Consider the following 18,851-nt stretch of genomic DNA (forward strand, 5'->3'; position numbering starts at 1 on the left):
ATAGTTCGAGTTACAGCTAGACGGCAAGCAAAGATAGCTCGGGGAGCATACATAAGTATGTGACTCGAGTAGCTGAGCGCAGCCAACAACGCTGTAGCTCGAAATATAACGGATATATCATGATTGATACCACACTACTCAGAATCCTCGGCGCCTGCTTCTACTACGCACCACAAACAAAAACATTTCAGAACCTACTGCCTGTTTTACCTGAATTGTCATCATTACATTCATGGGAAAATATCAACCAAGTACAGCAAATTTGTTCATCATTTTCACAAATCAATACTGGTGATATTACTTACGATTTTTCTATTTTATTCGAAGGTCAAGGCGCGATGCCTGCTCCGCCTTGGGGCTCTGTTTACTTGGCCCATGATAATACTGTCATGGGAGAGTCAACCGCAGCTTACCGACAGTTTTTAATGACTAAAGGGTTAGTCACAGAAACCGGCGTTCGTGAGCCAGAAGATCAATTTGGTTTAATATTGATGGCAATCTCCGCCTTAGCAGAGAAAGGTGAAGATGAGGCGATTATTGTCCTTTTAGAACAACACTTACTACCTTGGGCATATCGCTATTTAGAATTAGTACAACAGAGCCAAACCGAGCAGCCGTTTTACCCTAACCTTGCCATAATCACTGAACAATATTTAAGAGCGCTTCAACAGCAACTTAATTTGACTCCAGTTAAAGCTGAATTATATCGTTAATTTCTAATTTGATAACATTTAATGAGTTTGTAACTGTTCAACGACAAACTCATTAAATTTCAAACTTAAAATGACGAATTAGGTTGTGTTAAGAATGTAATTTCTTCTGGAGTTGAAGACCGCCCTACTATTTCATTACGGTGCGGATAACGACCAAACTTATCAATAATCGCCTTATGGCGCATTTCGTAATCCAATGTATTGTCATCCCCTAACATACGAAATAACTCGACAGCTTGTAAGTGGATAAAGCTTGATTCTGAATGCATAAATGGCATTAAAATAAATTTACGCTGTGATAATGTGAGCAAATTAAAATCATGTTGTTTAATCGCTTCTTGCGCCAAAGCCAATGCCATACTGTCTTGAGCAAAAGACTTTGGTGTATCACGCCATAAATTTCGTGAAAATTGGTCTAAAACAATAATTTCAGCCAAACGTCCTCGAATAGAAACTCGCCAATAAGCTAACTCACATTTAGCTGCTCTTTCAGTAACATGTGTAAATCGCTTAGCAATTGCTAAATCAAATTTTTTGCTTTTTTCAAACCATTGCTTTGGCGTTGATTCTTCAAACCAAAATGAAAGCACTTCTTCCATGGTATTCATCATATACCTGCTTCTATTAATACTTAACGTTAAATTCATCGTAGATAAAAATTGTTTAAATTGACAGGCTTGAACTCTTAAAACAGCAATTTGCAGATAATTATTTTATTTTTTTGCGATCAACCACGAAAAATCGTTCTATCTTACTTGTACCTGCCAGTGCAAAATATTTTTCATTTTTGATAAATATAATTTTTATTACATATCGTATAGAATAATAATTATAGATTTGCTTAATAGTGTGAATGTCCCTTTCAGTGGCTTACAGATGAATACATTCACTAAATCCAATGCTAGAATTTGACGCTTGATTTAACTGATAGTGCATTAATAATATTTACTTCATTTGAAAGCGCATAATTTGAAAAATTTTTATAACGACTCAATTGGGAAGGCAACATAAATGGCAGGACATATGGTACTGGTTGGTTGGGCATTATGGGTTAGCCCTTGTGGAACAGACTCATGTGATGCACTACCAGTTACTGACACCCTATTTACTGAGCAACAGTGTATCAGTCGAAAATCTTATCTTGAGTCAAAACGCCCAAATCTTTTTTTTCTCTGTGGTGAAGTTTATCGAGATAGCGAAGACGTGGTTAGTTCTGAAAAACATGCAGTCCCTGCCCCTAATCCCCCTTTACGGACTTTACCTAGCCGTAATTCACGCTAAGTTTTCCCTATAAATTTAATGAGCCAACCTTCCAGAACTTTCTTTCACCTAAAGAAGTGGCTATTTATTCTATTATATCAATATAATACATAAATCACCCTTAAGGTTTGCGTTCAAAAATCATACATCTGCTAGCAAAGTAAATTAAAACGGTAACCTTTTAGAATTACCGCTTTATTTAAAACGACATCAGTTTCAACTATTAATTAATTTCAGCAATTTTACAATCCGCCTCAATAAAATCACCTTTATTGGCACTATAGGTTAATTTTCCGGCGCGATGAGCTAATACTTGAACTTCCATTTTCATCGCTTCCATTACACCAATGACATCACCTTCAATGACTTTTTCCCCTTGAGGAATGAGCCAATTAAATAAAATACCTGAAATTGGTGCATTGACCCTATCTGGATTGTTGTCTACAAGCTGGCTCGCTTTGGTGTTTCTTGAGCCATTTTCAGCTAAACTCGTTGAAGATAAACCGCTGGTAAGAAAACCAGAATATAATTGTGCGGGTAAACCAAGTTCACAACGTTTTCCATCAATTTCAATAAACGTTCGTATCAATTCACCACTCGATGTTGGCACTTGTCTTTTTGCCGGTGAAATTGGTGTATTAAATTCAGTTTCAATCCAGCGTGTATGCACCTTAAATTGCTCACAAAAATCAGCATGTTCCATGACTGCGCGGTGAAAAGGTAATACAGATGCCACACCTTCAATCGTGAATTCAGCCAGAGCACGTCGAGCACGATTAATTGCTTGTTCCCGAGTATTTCCCACCACAATGAGTTTAGCCATCAATGAATCAAAAGTACCCGGAATAGTCGAGCCAGTTACTACACCACTATCAATACGAATGCCGGGACCTGATGGCGCATCAAATAATGTAATGGTACCTGGAGTAGGAAGAAAACCATTTCCCGCATCCTCGGCATTAATACGAAATTCAAAAGCATGGCCTCTAGGCTGAGGTGTATCTTTGATACTTAGCGGTAGACCTTGAGCAATGCGCAACTGCTCAATAACCAAGTCAATACCCGCCGTTTCCTCGGTAACAGGATGCTCAACTTGCAATCGAGTATTCACTTCTAAGAAAGATAACGTTCCTTCTTGGCTTAATAAAAATTCAACCGTACCGGCACCAACATAGCCAGCTTTACGACAGATATCAGTCGATGCCTTAATAATTTGCTGTTGCAGCATATCAGATAAAAAAGGCGCCGGAGACTCTTCAACAAGTTTTTGATTTCGTCGCTGTAATGAACAATCCCGAGTTCCCACAACCACAACATTACCCTGTTTATCGGCAATGACTTGCGCTTCAATATGACGCGGATTATGGAGAAATTGCTCTAAAAAACATTCCCCGCGACCAAATGCAGCGGTGGCTTCCCGCACCGCAGAATGATACAGTTCTTCAACTTCATTTAGTTGCCATGCGACCTTCAAACCCCGACCACCACCACCAAAAGCCGCTTTAATTGCAATCGGCAAGCCATGAGTATGTGCAAATTCCACCACTTCACGAACATCTTTAACGGGATCTTTAGTACCAACCACCAAAGGCGCTCCCACTTGCAACGCAATATGACGCGCTTGGACTTTGTCACCTAGAATATCAATACACTGTGCGCTAGGGCCTATCCAAATTAAGCCGGCTTCTTCGACTGCTCGCGCAAATTCAGCACGCTCAGATAAAAAGCCATAACCTGGGTGCACCATCGTAGCCCCTGATCGCTTTGCAATCGCAATCAGTTTTTCGATGTTTAAATAACTTTGCGCTGGTGCACTGCCATCTAAGCCAAACGCCTCATCGGCCATTTTTACATGCAAAGCATCGATGTCGTTATCGGCATAAACAGCGATTGAAGCGAAACCGTGATCACGACAAGCGCGAATGATACGGACGGCAATTTCGCCACGGTTTGCTATCAATACTTTATGTGAAGTATTTTCTTTATTTAATGGGTTAGCGTTATTATTTGTTTTCATATTCAACATGACTCCCTTCAAATTGCTTAAATTCACCAAGTGGATTAAACCTAATTTTGGTATTGACAGGCAGCTGCCCTGCTAAATCCAAATGGTATTCACAAACTGTCCCGATAACTGGGTATCCACCCGTTAAGGGATGGTCATTTAAAAACAATACAGGTTGGCCATTGGCGGGCACTTGAATCGCACCAATGCAAGTTCCTTCACTAGGTAACTCTTGCTGTTTTTCGCGTTCAAATGGCACATCTCCCGCAAGGCGTAAGCCAATACGGTTAGAGGCTGCCGTGACTTGCCATAGCTGATTGTGGAGTAACTCAATCGCTTGCGGAGTAAACCAATCAGTTCTCGGCCCTAAGACTACATCAAGAACAACCACATCCTCTGAAGTTGGATACTCAAAAGCTGGTGTTTCATTCAATGATATTGCCGATTGTTGATTATTTGCCTTGATAGATAACGACTGCCCGACAACTAATGGAGCAGGTCCAACTTGGGCTAATGTATCAAATGAGCAACTTTCTAAAACTGTGGCGACATTGAAACCACCCCTTACAGCAAAATAGCTACGTACACCTTGGCTCGGTCGCCCCACATGTATGACATCCCCTTTCGCTAAGCCAATGGGCTGATAAGTTTTCGCCTCATAATGTTCGTTTTCCGACGTCATAATTTGAATAGGACAAGTTGCACCAGTAATGGCAACGAGCAAATCTCTGTTTGCTCGTGCTTTAAAGCCACCTTGCGTGATTTCTAAAGCGGTGCTATCAGACGAATTACCCACTAAGCGATTTGCGCTGTGCAATGCGCTTTTATCCATTGCCCCTGATTCAGAAATTCCGAGTGCTGACTGACCAATTCGTCCCATATCTTGAAATAAGGTCTGTAAACCCACGGTTAATACGGTTAAATCAGTAGTTTCAACCTGTTGACTACGATTCTTAATTGGTTGACTAATCGGCAAGCTATATGTCACATTGCTTCGTGCTTTATCGATAAAATTAACTCGATAACCTGCTTGCAGTAGAGCAGGCTCCTCACGATCAATATCCCATACGGCAATATCTGTGGTACCAATCAATTGCCAGCCACCCGGACTGGCTTGTGGATAAACACTACTGAATTCGCCCGCCAAAGCCACTGAGCCTGCGGGTATTCGAACACGTGGCGATTGACGTCTTGGCACATTTAACTGTGCCCCTTTAGATACCATATAACCAAATCCTGGCGCAAAACCACTGAAAGCAACTTGGTATTCATTTTCAGTATGGCGTCGGATCACTTCATCAATCGTTATCCCTAAATACTGCGCAACCTCAGCAATATCTTCACCGCGGTAATCAACGGGAATAGTGACTAACTTACTGACTTTCAACTCCACTTTAGAAACATCACGTAATGATATCTCACGCACCAATTCATTGATTTTGGTAATTACTGGGTTGTAACGAACCAGTATCGTTCTCGCTGCCGGGGTTATCTCTTCAATTCCCTGAATTGGCATATTATTTAATGAATCAGTCAATGCCATCGTCTGTTCAAGACTTTGCAATTCGACCATAAATGCACTCAAATTGACCGGTAAAAAACGCAATTGGCACCTCTATATATGGTAAGCAGCGTCGGGAACATCAGTAATGAACATGTAACCGGGCGCATGACTAAGCGCAAAGGGTACGCCTGACTTCATTACAGCCGCTTGCGGTGTAACACCACAAGCCCAAAACACAGGGATTTCACCCTCCTCGATACGAACCGCATCGCCAAAATCTGGCTGCATAATATCGCTAATACCGAGCAACTCTGGGGCACCTATGTGTACTGGCGTTCCATGAACCGCCGGAAACCTGCCTGTTATATTCACAGCATCAGCGACTCTATCTGCGGGGATGGGGCGCATTGAGACCACGAGTTCACCCTGCAATCGCCCCGCGGGACGACATAAACGATTAGTTTTGTACATAGGTACATTCGATTTATCCGTGATGTGGCGAATATCAATACCCGCTTCAATCATTGGTGTTTCAAAAGTAAAACTACAACCAATCAAAAATGTAACTAAATCAGGGTGTTGATGATAAATATCTGTTGCATCAGTAATTTCATCAACCAATTGACCATCATTCCAAACGCGATAACGCGGGATATCAGTACGCAGATCAGCCCCTTCTGCTAATACCGTCTGCCAGCTCCCCGCTTCACAGACATCAAGAACGGGACAACTTTTAGGGTTACGTTGCGCATAAAGTAAAAAATCAAAAGCCCAATCGCGCGGCAGTGCAATCATGTTCGCTTGTGTCATACCCGGCGCTAACCCTGCCGTAGGTTTATCGAATCCATGACGTATCGCTTCTCTTGCTGATTTTGCAGCGTCAATCGCCTGTTTAGAGGCTTTCATTAACTGAGTCATTCATTATCCCCTTTATGCGCAAAACCATAGACTTCGATACCTTGTGCTTCGAATATGGCACGGACTTGTTGCGCCATTTCAAGGGCTCCAGGGCTATCCCCGTGAACACAAATTGACCCGGCTTCAATCGGCGTAAATTTACCGTCAATAGACATAACCCCCCCTTCAGTGACCAATTGCAGCATACGCTGTGCAACCTGTTTAGGATCGTGTAATACCGCACCAGTAAGTTTACGGGATACTAATGTTCCATCACTGTTGTAGGCTCTATCCGCAAAAGCTTCAGCAACAACCTTGAGGCCTTGTTCACGCGCCCAATCAATTAATGGTGAACCGGCAAGTGCCACTAATATCAATTGATTGTCGATAGCAAGAATTGCATTTATCACTGCCATTGCTTGACGTTTATCGTGAGCAATAGTGTTATAGAGCGCACCATGTGGCTTGACGTATTGCACTTGGGTACCAGCCGCTGCCGCTAGCCCTTTGAGCGCACCAATTTGATAAACTACATCTGCGGTTAATTCGCCCGAGTCAATATCCATGTTGCGGCGACCAAAACCCACTAAGTCGGGATAACCAACATGAGCACCAACGGCAACCCCATTTTCTTTCGCCGCCTTCAATGTTTTGAATATTCCCTCTGGAGAGCCTGCATGAAAACCACAAGCAATATTGGCGCTACTGACCACAGGTAGGATTGCCTCATCATTTCCCATTTGCCATTGACCAAAGCTTTCTCCAAGGTCACTGTTTAAATCGATTCTTTTTTTCATTATTATTCCTCGATATTATTTCAAGTAATTGAAGATAGCTTCAACGGACATAACGCCCATATACCATGTCAGTACGCAGGTTATAACACCAGACCACAGCAACCAGCGCGGGTAATGATATCCAGACATTAAATCCGCTCTTTTCCAACCAATGTAAACAAAGATAGTTAGACCAATCGGTAGGATAAGACCGTTAAAGCCGCCGGCGAAAACCAATAACGCAGCAGGTGCAGTTCCCATCAATAAATAGATAACTAATGAAATGGCAATGAAGATAATGGTCGCAACGTTACGTTGTCTTTCTGTGATAGATTGTTTAAATGCTGAAATAAAGCTCATGGAGGTGTAAGCCGCACCAATAACACTCGTGAGTGCCGCAGCCCATAAAATTAAGCCAAAAATACGTAACCCGAAGTTACCCGCTGCCGCTTGGAAGGCTTGTGATGCAGGATTAGCTGCTTTACCTGAAATATCAATAGTCACACCGCTTGCCACAACGCCTAAGATGGCAAGAAATAATATATAACGCATCAAACCAACAACTAAAATGCCTTTAGTCGCCGCACTAGAAACAGCCTTGATATTTTCAATACCAACAGCACCTTTATCTAATAAACGATGTGCTCCTGCATAACAGATGTAACCACCAACGGTACCGCCAACAATGGTTGTGATCATGGCAAAATCGACAGTATCAGGTAGCACAGTTTGGCGTAATGCCTCCCCTAAAGGTGGATTTGATGCGATAGCAACAAATAAAGTCAAACCAATCATGACTATTCCTAAGCCAATGATAAGTCTGTCAATAAATGAGCTCGCCTTACGAGAAGAGAATATATAGATAGCGAGCAATGCACTAATTAGCCCACCCCATTTAGGATCAAGCCCGACTAAGGCATTTAATCCTAAGCCTGCGCCAGCAATATTACCGATATTGAAAATCAATCCACCGAAAATGACCAAAACCGCTAACAAATACCCGCTTCCCGGTATCGTTGCATTCGCAATATCCGATGAATGCATCTTAGTTAAGGTCACTATTCGCCAAATATTTTGCTGTACCACGAAATCAATCACTATCGAAGCTAAAATACCAAAGGCAAATGCCGCACCCAATGTCACGGTAAACGTTGCCGTTTGCGTGATAAAACCAGGCCCAATTGCCGATGTTGCCATCAAGAAGATAGCGCCTATTAGCGATGAACGTCTTTTTTTTACATACTCGGCGGTGGTGGTACTTTCTTGAGCTGTCATATACATACCCCTCTAATTTGATTATTTTTTTAATTATTAGTGTGCTTATTGATGTTGTGTTTTAAATACTGACCTAGTTTTCCGAGCTATAAACCTAAGCAAATAACCCAATAAGACTAGGCAATTATCGTGCCATTGTTCTACTAGTTACCTAAATTGTTAATTCATCAAGAATAGATTGTTGAACAATTAATATGAAATGCTGATAAAACAATCAACATAAATCGTTATCCCATGATTAAAAATCAAATCTCGATCACTTAATTAACAATTAACCTCAATTATTAACATTACGATTGCACCAAATAAGTGCATAGATTGAATGCATAGATCACTTTCAGGTAGATAATTGATTTATATTCACCCTATCAGTGCATGAAAGGCACCTTGCCGCTGTAACTCGAATATGTGAAGATAGCGCTTTATTCCATTTCTTCACTCAACCCAAAATTTGTCTTCTTATGAAAAAACAGCCTGTTGCTCAAACATTGTCCGTCACCATCGCTGAAACTATCAGATACAAAATTATGGTCGGTGCGCTTACTCCTGGGCAGCGCTTATCGGAAGCCATGCTGAGTGAAGAGTTAGAGATTTCCCGTAATACCTTACGTGAGGTATTTAGAGTATTAACTCAAGAAGGCTTATTAACTTATGCACCCAATAAAGGGGTTTATGTCTCAGTTCCTGACATGGCCGCTATTATTGATATTTACCAAGTTCGCCGTTTGATAGAATGTGATGCATTGAGCCATGCATACGCCTTACATCCAGCAGTTCAAAAAATGAGCCAAGCCGTAAATGAAGCGCGTGAACATGAAGAAGTCAAAGATTGGATAGGTGTCGGTACTGCCAATATGAAGTTCCATATTGCCATTGTTGAACTTTCTGATAGTGAACGGCTTATCAAGCTTTATCGCAATGTTTCAGCTGAATTACGTTTAGCATTTGGTCATTTGAATGACCCAAAAATACTTTACGCGCCTTATATTGATAAAAACCAGTCAATTCTTGAATTATTGGACTCAGGACATAACCAAGAAGCGGCAGATATGTTGCGAAGCTATCTTGATTTATCAGAGCGTACATTACTCGCAGCTTATAAACGTAACCAAACTACGTCGTAACTTAGCTTAATGGTGAAAATTTAATTAAGATATTTAAAATACATCATTAACGTTATTTGTAATTTAATCATAATAAAAATTTGAGTGAGAAAATTAATTGTCTCAATGAAATTTATTTATTAACAGTATTTTTTTATCCGCTAATTTACCGCTACATAAAATTACATTTTTATATATTCACATCTCATTTTTAAATTAATATTTTTATATTACGCCTATTTTAAATTTTATTTATCATGCTATCTCGAAATATATCTATTTTTGTTAATAAGCCACTATATCTATACTTAATCGCAGAAATAAGCACAAAATTTAAACAATTTTTACACATGAAAACAACTAATTACCTAATTTAATCCCCCTCAAAAATTAACATACTCGATAAAAAAACAAACCACAAATCCCACATAAAAAAACATTATGTTACAAAAAACAACAACAATGAAACAAATATAACACTTTTATATAAATCAACCACAGAAATCACTCAATTTTATCGAGTTAATAGTTGTAGTTTTCTCGAATATTCGTTATAAAATTTATGATAAAAAATATGCATACATAAAAATTATTAATATAAAAATGAGATTCCATTATGACATTAAACCATATGACTAAAAAGAAGCCCTTTAAGTTTGGCCTAGGATGGCAAATTTTGGTTGCTCTTATTTTAGGTGTTATTCTTGGTGCGCTATTACATAATAATACAGAATATAAAGATTGGCTTATTCTAAATATATTATCCCCTGCTGGTAAAATATTTATTCAGTTGATAAAAATGATTGTCGTTCCAATCGTTATTTCAACGCTAATTGTCGGTATTGCAGGAGTTGGTAACACCAAGCAATTAGGAACATTAGGTTTTAAAACTATTGTTTATTTTGAGATCATCACCACCATTGCCATTATAGTTGGTATTTCTTTTGCCAATATATTCGAACCTGGCGTTGGTATTGATATGTCTCAATTAACCCAAGTCGATATTTCTCAGTATGAAAAAACCACACAAGAAGTTGAAAGCCATCCATCAGGTATTATCAATACCCTTTTAACATTGGTGCCTAGCAATATTTTTGCTGCAATGGCTAGTGGTGATATGCTACCGGTGATCTTCTTCGCAGTATTATTTGGTTTAGGTCTTTCCTCTTTACCTTTAGAGAAAAAACAACCTTTACTCACTGTCTTGCAAACATTCTCTGAAACTATGTTCCGTGTTACTAACATGATCATGCTATATGCGCCGATCGGGGTATTTGCACTGATTTCAGTTACCGTTGCAAACTTTGGGTTTACCTCACTTGTTCCATTATTAAAATTAGTTATTTTAGTTCATTGCGCCATTATATTCTTTGCTGTGGTGGTATTAGGACTTGTTGCAAGATACTGTAAAATTAATATTTTCATGCTGATGAAAATATTAAAAGATGAACTCTTACTCGCTTATTCGACCGCCAGTTCAGAAACCGTTTTACCACGTATTATGGACAAAATGGAAAAATATGGTGCACCTAAATCAGTCACCAGTTTCGTGATCCCAATAGGCTATTCTTTCAACCTCGATGGCTCAACCTTATATCAAAGTATTGCAGCTATATTTATCGCACAACTTTATGGTATTGAGTTATCTATTGGGCAAGAGCTCATATTAGTCTTTACGCTAATGATCACATCAAAAGGTATTGCTGGTGTTCCTGGTGTTTCGTTCGTTGTCCTTCTCGCCACATTAGGTAGCGTTGGTATCCCACTCGAAGGCCTTGCCTTCATCGCCGGCGTTGACCGTATACTGGATATGGCACGCACAGCCTTAAACGTCGTCGGTAATGCTTTAGCTGCACTCGTAGTCGCAAAATGGGAGCATAACTATGATGAGAAAAAAGCTCGCGAATATGAAGACAGTTTTTAATTTAGTCACGACCAGATTAAAAAATTAAATCGAGTTACTTGAAATACACTCTAGTCATCTTGATAGAGTGTATTTTTTATTTGATAAAATAACGTTTTCAAGCCTAGCTTATATAACAGTTATCTAGTAAAAAGAAAATTTACACATACATCTATGACCGATATAAATGGAAATAATATCCTCAATTATATTCGAGAGTAACTTTGATAAATTTCAACGAAAAATAATCAGTTTTGCTTTCCTATTCCTAAAAAAATAGAATTCAACTAATTATTTATACTTATTTTTAGCATTTACTTCACAAAAATTTCAAATCTTTTTTGAAGAAAATAACTTTATTACTATGGTTAAATGGCTGAATAGTACATTTTAGTACGCCGTATTTTAGCCTAATTGAGCGAGAAACTATGAATCAAATAAGAAGATTTCTTTTGCTTTTAACTGTGCTCCAACACCTCATGGTAATTTTAGTTTTTTCTTTATCCTATTTTATGATACACAGCTGGCTTTAGTTACAAAAAACTCGTCCCATGGACGAGTTTCTTATCAAGAAAAAATATCTGAATTCATGTCATTTTGATTAAAACAGTCTGGCTATCATTGAGTGATAATAGATACCAACGTATAGGGTGATAGTCAGATAAAACAACCTTTCATTTTAAGTAGGAATATAAACGACTAGAAAGAAAAAACCCGTTACTTCCTTCGAAGTAACGGGTTCTTATTTGGTGCCGGCTACCGGAGTCGAACTGGTGACCTACTGATTACAAGTCAGTTGCTCTACCAACTGAGCTAAGCCGGCTAATGTGGCGGAGGGATAGAGATTCGAACTCTAGGATGGTTTCCCATCGGCGGTTTTCAAGACCGCTGCCTTCAGCCGCTCGGCCATCCCTCCATGGGGCGCGATTATGTAGTAATCGCGTAGTCTTGTCTACCCCTGATAGTAAAATAATTGATTTTTTTGTATCGTTTGGCTAATCTTCACTCAATTGTTCTCTATTTACCTAGAAAAATGGTAGTATCTGTGCAGAATCGATGTCTATAGTCTCTCTAGGCGTATGATTTTTAATCTAAATAAATATTTTGCCGACAGGACTGCGCGCGACAATATGTACAGACAATCATTATTAAAATCAAACATACTTTCACGCATTTTTATTGCGTTTATTTTGCTACTTGCGGTGATGCTCTCTTTATCACTCTATAACTATTACCAAGCTTGGCTACAAAGCCGTCAAACCGCCCTGAGTAGCATGGCAACAAGATTAGCTTATCAAATTGAAGATTACCGATATCAAGCTAGCCACATCTACAAGCTCGCCAATGACAAGTCTCCGACTACGTTGACCAAAGATTTGTCGATCACTGAAGTTCGCCATGATGTATTCTGGTTAAGTAGTGCAAACCAGACTATTGACTCCATCGTTTTTGGTAGTAATAAGACAAGTAGCAATATTTTGGCAACAAAACTGGCAAACTATATGGAAATAGTTTGGGGGGCTCGTAATGAATTCAATTCAATGTATTACCTTAATGGCCAAGATAACACCTTAGTCCTAGTCACCACCCATTCCATACTTAAACCTGAGTTACGCTATAAAGAAAGCTACTTGACGTTAACTGCTGAAGACAAACGTACTGATATGTTAACGCAGTCAACCTTACTTGACCGTCGAGAGATCATTTCAAATATACAAAAATACTCTCCAGATGATGTGTACTACTATACCTATAGGCTAATGTTTAATTCTCCAGGTCAATTAACGAGTGTTATCTCTTTCGATATTTCAATTAATTCGTTAATCCCTTTTAGCTTACAAGGCGATTATCTTTCAATTAGCCCGCGCTCAAGCAATTTAAGCAACAATGAATCTTTAGTCTCTGTTATCGGCACTAACCTTGTATTCTTTCAACCAATTGAAGGAACCAATTATCAGATTCACTACCGTGTTTCCATTAAAAATATTCTGTTCAATATTGCCAGCTATAACTTTTGGCTAATTGCCTGCATGTTTGCAGTATCAATATTAGCCTTAGTCGCAACTATTTTTATCCGAAAAAGAATTATCTCACCTAACACGACAATTTTGCGTGAACTGCAATTTAAAGATGGGCTCAACAATGACATTATTAACCATATTTCATATGGAATCTTAGTCTATGATTTTAGTAACAATAAAAAGTTATTGAGCAATAGCATTGCTAATCAGTTACTTCCTTCGATGGATTTAGTTCATATCAAAGAGATGGCAACAGATAATAATGATGTTATCCAAGTTTCTATAGAGAATAATATCTATGAAATCATACTGGTTAACAGCCTTACAATCGAAAGCGCTATTTTGTTTATTATTATTGATAAAGACAAAGAAGTCTTAACACAAAAACGTCAAGAACTTGCCACTCGGGAATATCAAAAAAATATACAATTAAGAAAAATAATATTTGAGAACATGTGCAATGAAATTTTACCAGCCCTAAATCAAATCGATACAATTGTCTCGCAACTCAAGCTTTCGACTGTTCCAAAACAAGATTTAAATAATATTAATACACCGATTCTCCAGATAGAAGATCAGCTTCTACATATTAATCACTGGTTTAAAAACATTGAGCTACTCAATCAACTCGAAACTCAAACACAGGCCTTAGAATTAGAAAAAATCTCAGTTAGTCAACTGGTAAGTCATTTTCTTAAACAGAATATATCTCGCGTGAATGATAAAGGGCTTTCGCTCTATTTTAGCAACAACATAAATCCAGATTCTTCGATTGAAATCAATCCAAGCTACCTACAGAATTTGTTACAACTGATTTGGGAATATTCTCTCTCTACCACCTCTTTTGGGAAGATTTCAGTTTCTCTAGACTACAATACCGAGAAACATACTATCTCTATCAATATTAAAGACAGTGGAATTGGCCTAACGAATCAAGAGGTCAATAACTTACAGAACCCATTCACAGGAAAAATCTCAAAAAATGTTCAGTTTACTCGCTCTGGGATCACCTTCTATTTATGCAAGCAACTAACAAAACGAATGAATGGTACATTTTCGATTAAAACAAGTGATGCCATCGGCACCCACTATGAAATAATATTACCATCAACAAATGAAATCGTTGTTAATGAGTATCCCGCACTATTAGAAGATATTTATATCAGACTAAATATTCATAATGCAGATATCTCACGCATAGTCAGAAATACACTGACTAATTATGGTGCTGAATTTCTCGATATTAATGAAAGTTCACCACATACAGATTGGGATTTATTGATAGCAGATAACCATGATGAAAATTTCGCACATACTATCCTAGTAAATAGTTATTGTCGCAAAATCAACTTACTTAAACCAAATTTAATCGAAGTTAACTATAACTTTGCAGATGAACTCATCGATGCTATCTCTTTGCTAATCGAAAATTCTGAACTACAAAATAGTAACTCTGTCTCATTTTCATCTATTTCACTTGATAATCAAGAAGCTTCCATGATATCTAATGAGTCGATTGAAAACGCACTTAGTGATTATCATACAATTTTATCAAAAAGCGATTATAAGGATTTGTTCATCACAACAGTACCGATAGATATTAATAAACTGTATAATAGCGCGAGTATTGCGGACTTGACTGAATTAAAAAATACTGCACATCGTTTAAAAGGAGTTTTTGCTATGCTCGAATTTAAGCTTCTTCACAAATTATGTGAAGAGTTAGAATTTTTCATAGCAGATGAAAACGAATTGGAAATAAGAAATTGCATTAGAGAACTGGATATCTCAGTGAGAAGACTAATGCCAGAAGGTAACCAATAATATGAATAACCTAAATGTCATTGTTGCCGATGATCATCCTATTGTTCTTTTCGGTATAAGAAAGTCACTTGAACAAATCGAATGGGTGAATATCGTTGGTGAATTTGAAGATTCAACATCTTTGATTAACAACTTAGCACGTTTGAATGCTGACGTTCTTGTTACTGATTTATCTATGCCTGGAGATAAATACGGTGATGGTATTACGTTGATTAAATACATTAAACGCCATTATCCTGACCTCTCAATCATTGTTTTAACAATGAACAACAATCCAGCTATTTTAAGTGCTATTTTAGAGTTGGATATCGAGGGAATTGTTCTCAAACAAGGCGCACCAGCTGATTTACCAAAAGCACTAGCAGCACTACAAAAAGGAAAGAAATTCACGCCAGAAAGTGTCAGTAAACTACTGGAGAAAGTGAATGCAAGTGGTTATGGTGATAAGCGATTATCACCGAAAGAAAGTGAAGTTTTACGTTTATTTGCGGAAGGTTTTCTTGTAACTGAGATTGCAAAAAAACTTAATCGTAGTATTAAAACTATCAGTAGTCAGAAAAAGTCAGCTATGTTGAAGCTCGGAGTTGAAAATGACATTGCTTTACTTAACTACCTGTCTTCAGTAAGTATTAATAATCTACCTGCAGAATAAACATAATCCTGCTGATTTTGTTAATCATAAAAATCAAGAATGAAAAGCCTCCAACAGTTAAAAAATTAACATTGGGGGTTTTCATTTTTAATTCATGTTTAGCAATATCGAACTAAGGTTTCTCTTAATATCGCGATGGTGGTTGGTTTAGATAAACAATCATTCATCCCTGCCTCAATACAACGTTGTTTTTCTTCAGCCATTGCATTGGCAGTTAAAGCGATAATTGGCAACTTAAAGCCTGTTTTACGTAGTTCTCGTGCTAATTCATACCCATCCATATTTGGCATGTTGACGTCAGTCAAAACAATGTCCGCTGAATAATTTCCTAAGTATTTAAGTGCATCAAGACCATCAACTGCTGTACGCGTGGTAAATCCAATACTCGCTAACTGTTCGCTTAATAATAATCTGTTAATTGGATGATCATCGACAATCAATACATTATAGGCACTTAAAGATCGATCAGCCTCGAGAGACTCAGGGCTATTTTGTGGTCCTTTATGTATTTGATCAGTCGCTTTAACAATAATTTTATCGATTAATATCGGTAAGTTATCGAGTTGATAGGTATTATAAATCCACTCATTTTGACAAGTTTCACGGAAATCGCCCGCATACATACTCGAAAGTCTAATGATATTGTGGCTCAATACCTTCAAGTCGTCATTATTATCAGTAATCAATAAATCATAAGTATTATCTTTATCAATTAGCTTATCGGTCAATACAATAAAACTATGATGTACTAATAACCGAGATAGAAAATGCATTAAGAATTCATTTTTGCACACTATTGCGATGCGATAATTTAATCGATAATCAGGCACATAATGGGTAATATATTCTTGCCCATATAACGGAATTCGGATAGTAAATGAACTACCTAATCCTAAATGTGAACTTACCTCAATGTCACCATCCATCAAACTAACTAGTTTTTCACAAATAGCTAAGCCTAAACCAGTTCCTTTATGCCCTGTATTATTTTGGTCATATACTTGAAAAAATGGATCAAATAGTTGCATGACAACAGTTTGTGTCATGCCAATACCAGAATCCCTAATTTCTATTTTTAAGTAATTATCATCTTTCCAAACATAGAGCAAAACAAATCCTGAGTGTGTGAATTTTATACTGTTATTAATTATATTCGAGATGACTTGTTGCAACCTAACAAAGTCATTCAAAATAAGATCAGGAATATTAGGCTCAATGTATGCGTAAATAGAAATTTGTTTTTTAGTAATCAGCGGTAAATAATTGGCCAGTACAAAAGAAAAAACATCTCGACAGTTGAACAACTTATTTTCTATTTTTAATTGTTCAGATTCTATTTTCGAGAAATCAAGAATATCACTTATGATCTGTAATAAAAGTGATGAGGAGTTATCCATCGTCGAAACAAGTCGATTTGCTTTTTCTGATAAATCATAACGTTGAAGTAATTCGATATTACCAATAATGCCGTATAAAGGCGTTCTTAATTCGTGGCTAACTGTTGCTAAGAACATTGATTTTGCCAGGTTAGCCTGTTCTGCGGCATCCGCTACGTCTTGTAAAGATTTTTCCATTTGTACACGAATACTAATATCAATAAGTACACAAATAGCAACGTCTTCATTTTGGTAACGTGAATTAACGAAACTGATCTGCAAGTGAGTATTATTGATTGTCACAACATCGATGTAATTACTAGTTTTTTGCCTAATAATCATCAAGATACGTTGCTTATCATCTTCACTGAGTAAACGAAAATAATTATGTGCTAATTCATTACTTAAAATATTACCGCCATCCGTTAACCTTAAGATAATGATTCCCACAGGTGCTGAAGCAACTATTTTATGGTTAAATTGTTCATGTTCCTCTAGACGTATTGCGGTATTAGCCGCAGGTTCTAACATTTTTCTTTCAAGTAACCAAATCAAAAAGAAAATAAGGAGTCCGGTTATAATATTTATCAATACACCATAGAATATAACCCCTTTTAAATTCTCTATAATTTCAATGGTTGCGATTGAATAAATAACGGCCATGTTTGATGGCACCAGACGTTTTTTAAAAATAAGCTTCGAATAATCGGAATTAAAACCAAAGAAATAAGGCTCACTAATATTGAGTAGTGTAGAATTTTTAGGATTTAAATCATTAGGGTAATATAATGTGGGTTGGTTATAATGATTAACAATCATAATTTCGACTGTTTTATCATTACGTAAATTAAATTGATTTAAATTGATTGTTCGTTCTAAACCAATAAAGCCAGTTAACACTGATGCATTAAATACCGGTAATACTAAATAAACTTGGCCATTATCCGATTGTGCGCCACGTACTACTGTATATAAATTTCGTTCTTGTCCCTGTAACTTAAAGCTTTTGTATGCGCGAACACTTTCATAGCCTACTTTTTTTAATGTTTCAATATCTGAGACCATTGAACGAATAGGATAATCTACCATACAGTAACTTGTAGAGCCTATCAGATAGACGTGGTTAAGCCCCTGTGGCGCAGCAATACTATCTTTCCAAAAGTAATTAAGTTGTTCAAACGCGAGCAAATAGCTCTCTGTTTTTTCTTTAAAATATTCGCAATCAGAACTCGACGTTAGAGGATAAAAAGAATATGACTGAGAGGTGGGTAACGCCATGAAATCGAGTTTACTACCTGATTTTTCTCTAAATTCATCTAATTTAAGTCTGTGCTGCTCAGTCATCGACTGAATGGAACGTAGAGTAGAGGCTGTTTGCTGAATATATGATTGTAAATTATCATAGCCAGAGTGAAACTGTTGACGAATTTCTGATTTATTTTCATTAAATTGCATGTAGATAAAGAATAAAGTGATAAAAACACCCATTCCCCACAACATCAAGCCGAGGATACGAAATAAATCTCGAGATAATCTGAGCGA

General features: G+C 37.5%; 13 protein-coding genes and 2 tRNA genes. 6 read left to right on the forward strand and 9 right to left on the reverse strand.

Annotated features, from left to right (window positions below):
* The first annotated feature begins 116 nt into the window (after positions 1–116).
* On the forward strand, positions 117–713 hold the full coding sequence (locus AAZR93_RS05125) for a molecular chaperone TorD family protein (protein ID WP_434719639.1): 597 nt from the start codon (positions 117–119) through the stop codon (positions 711–713).
* A gap of 65 nt (positions 714–778) precedes the next feature.
* Here the strand turns inward: AAZR93_RS05125 and AAZR93_RS05130 are convergent, their stop codons facing one another.
* A complete protein-coding gene (locus tag AAZR93_RS05130; RefSeq protein ID WP_294108103.1) occupies positions 779–1,321 on the reverse strand; it encodes a DUF924 family protein in 543 nt (180 codons plus the stop codon).
* A gap of 403 nt (positions 1,322–1,724) precedes the next feature.
* On the opposite strand from AAZR93_RS05130, the gene AAZR93_RS05135 reads away from it, so the two are divergent.
* The gene (locus AAZR93_RS05135; protein WP_294108082.1) at positions 1,725–1,994 is read left to right on the forward strand and encodes a hypothetical protein; all 270 of its coding nucleotides are present in this window, start codon (positions 1,725–1,727) and stop codon (positions 1,992–1,994) included.
* Positions 1,995–2,196: 202 nt separating this feature from the next.
* Here the strand turns inward: AAZR93_RS05135 and AAZR93_RS05140 are convergent, their stop codons facing one another.
* The 5 genes from AAZR93_RS05140 to AAZR93_RS05160 are packed head-to-tail and all read right to left on the reverse strand — an operon-like array spanning position 2,197 to position 8,430.
* Positions 2,197–3,990 carry a biotin carboxylase N-terminal domain-containing protein gene (locus tag AAZR93_RS05140; protein WP_434719151.1) on the reverse strand — a complete coding sequence of 598 codons (1,794 nt, stop codon included), beginning with the start codon at positions 3,988–3,990 and terminating at the stop codon, positions 2,197–2,199.
* Entirely contained in the window at positions 3,977–5,584 is a 1,608-nt protein-coding gene (locus AAZR93_RS05145) for a 5-oxoprolinase/urea amidolyase family protein (RefSeq protein WP_434719152.1), read from the reverse strand. Before AAZR93_RS05145 ends, AAZR93_RS05140 begins: the two co-directional genes overlap by 14 nt.
* A 9-nt stretch (positions 5,585–5,593) precedes the next feature.
* Positions 5,594–6,400, reverse strand: a complete 807-nt coding sequence (locus AAZR93_RS05150) for a putative hydro-lyase (protein ID WP_434719153.1) — start codon at positions 6,398–6,400, stop codon at positions 5,594–5,596.
* Positions 6,397–7,176 carry a LamB/YcsF family protein gene (locus AAZR93_RS05155; protein WP_336430869.1) on the reverse strand — a complete coding sequence of 260 codons (780 nt, stop codon included), beginning with the start codon at positions 7,174–7,176 and terminating at the stop codon, positions 6,397–6,399. The genes AAZR93_RS05150 and AAZR93_RS05155 overlap by 4 nt, the downstream gene beginning before the upstream one ends.
* A gap of 15 nt (positions 7,177–7,191) precedes the next feature.
* Positions 7,192–8,430, reverse strand: a complete 1,239-nt coding sequence (locus AAZR93_RS05160; protein WP_294108070.1) for an NRAMP family divalent metal transporter — start codon at positions 8,428–8,430, stop codon at positions 7,192–7,194.
* A gap of 461 nt (positions 8,431–8,891) precedes the next feature.
* Between AAZR93_RS05160 and AAZR93_RS05165 the strand changes: the two genes are divergently transcribed.
* Both AAZR93_RS05165 and gltP read left to right on the forward strand, forming a co-directional pair.
* Positions 8,892–9,554 (forward strand): GntR family transcriptional regulator, encoded by a 663-nt coding sequence (locus AAZR93_RS05165; protein ID WP_294108066.1) that lies wholly within the window; start codon positions 8,892–8,894, stop codon positions 9,552–9,554.
* A gap of 595 nt (positions 9,555–10,149) precedes the next feature.
* Positions 10,150–11,457, forward strand: coding sequence for a glutamate/aspartate:proton symporter GltP (gene gltP, locus AAZR93_RS05170; protein ID WP_294108065.1), 1,308 nt, complete (start codon positions 10,150–10,152; stop codon positions 11,455–11,457).
* A 726-nt stretch (positions 11,458–12,183) separates the two neighbouring features.
* Here gltP and AAZR93_RS05175 read toward each other — a convergent pair.
* Together AAZR93_RS05175 and AAZR93_RS05180 are read right to left on the reverse strand one after the other, a co-directional pair.
* Positions 12,184–12,259, reverse strand: a tRNA-Thr gene (locus AAZR93_RS05175).
* A gap of 5 nt (positions 12,260–12,264) precedes the next feature.
* A tRNA-Ser gene (locus tag AAZR93_RS05180) sits at positions 12,265–12,352 on the reverse strand.
* A gap of 214 nt (positions 12,353–12,566) precedes the next feature.
* Here AAZR93_RS05180 and rcsD point away from each other — a divergent pair.
* Together rcsD and rcsB are read left to right on the forward strand one after the other, a co-directional pair.
* A complete protein-coding gene (rcsD, locus tag AAZR93_RS05185; RefSeq protein WP_294108063.1) occupies positions 12,567–15,281 on the forward strand; it encodes a phosphotransferase RcsD in 2,715 nt (904 codons plus the stop codon).
* 1 nt (position 15,282) lies between these two features.
* Positions 15,283–15,933 (forward strand): response regulator transcription factor RcsB, encoded by a 651-nt coding sequence (rcsB, locus tag AAZR93_RS05190; RefSeq protein ID WP_294108060.1) that lies wholly within the window; start codon positions 15,283–15,285, stop codon positions 15,931–15,933.
* Positions 15,934–16,031: 98 nt separating this feature from the next.
* Here the strand turns inward: rcsB and rcsC are convergent, their stop codons facing one another.
* A complete protein-coding gene (gene rcsC, locus AAZR93_RS05195; RefSeq protein ID WP_434719640.1) occupies positions 16,032–18,821 on the reverse strand; it encodes a two-component system sensor histidine kinase RcsC in 2,790 nt (929 codons plus the stop codon).
* Between the last annotated feature and the right edge of the window lie 30 nt (positions 18,822–18,851).

It is taken from the genome of Providencia sp. Je.9.19, from assembly GCF_051129765.1.
Taxonomy (GTDB): Bacteria; Pseudomonadota; Gammaproteobacteria; order Enterobacterales; family Enterobacteriaceae; genus Providencia.

Bases quoted from the DNA above. Each gene is read 5' to 3' on its own strand.
- AAZR93_RS05135 (WP_294108082.1), top strand. From the start codon at position 1,725: ATGGCAGGACATATGGTACTGGTTGGTTGGGCATTATGGGTTAGCCCT.
- AAZR93_RS05130 (WP_294108103.1), bottom strand. From the start codon at position 1,321: ATGAATACCATGGAAGAAGTGCTTTCATTTTGGTTTGAAGAATCAACG.
- AAZR93_RS05160 (WP_294108070.1), bottom strand. From the start codon at position 8,430: ATGACAGCTCAAGAAAGTACCACCACCGCCGAGTATGTAAAAAAAAGA.
- AAZR93_RS05165 (WP_294108066.1), top strand. From the start codon at position 8,892: ATGAAAAAACAGCCTGTTGCTCAAACATTGTCCGTCACCATCGCTGAA.
- AAZR93_RS05155 (WP_336430869.1), bottom strand. From the start codon at position 7,176: ATGAAAAAAAGAATCGATTTAAACAGTGACCTTGGAGAAAGCTTTGGT.
- AAZR93_RS05140 (WP_434719151.1), bottom strand. From the start codon at position 3,990: ATGAAAACAAATAATAACGCTAACCCATTAAATAAAGAAAATACTTCA.
- rcsB (WP_294108060.1), top strand. From the start codon at position 15,283: ATGAATAACCTAAATGTCATTGTTGCCGATGATCATCCTATTGTTCTT.
- rcsD (WP_294108063.1), top strand. From the start codon at position 12,567: ATGTACAGACAATCATTATTAAAATCAAACATACTTTCACGCATTTTT.
- AAZR93_RS05150 (WP_434719153.1), bottom strand. From the start codon at position 6,400: ATGACTCAGTTAATGAAAGCCTCTAAACAGGCGATTGACGCTGCAAAA.
- gltP (WP_294108065.1), top strand. From the start codon at position 10,150: ATGACATTAAACCATATGACTAAAAAGAAGCCCTTTAAGTTTGGCCTA.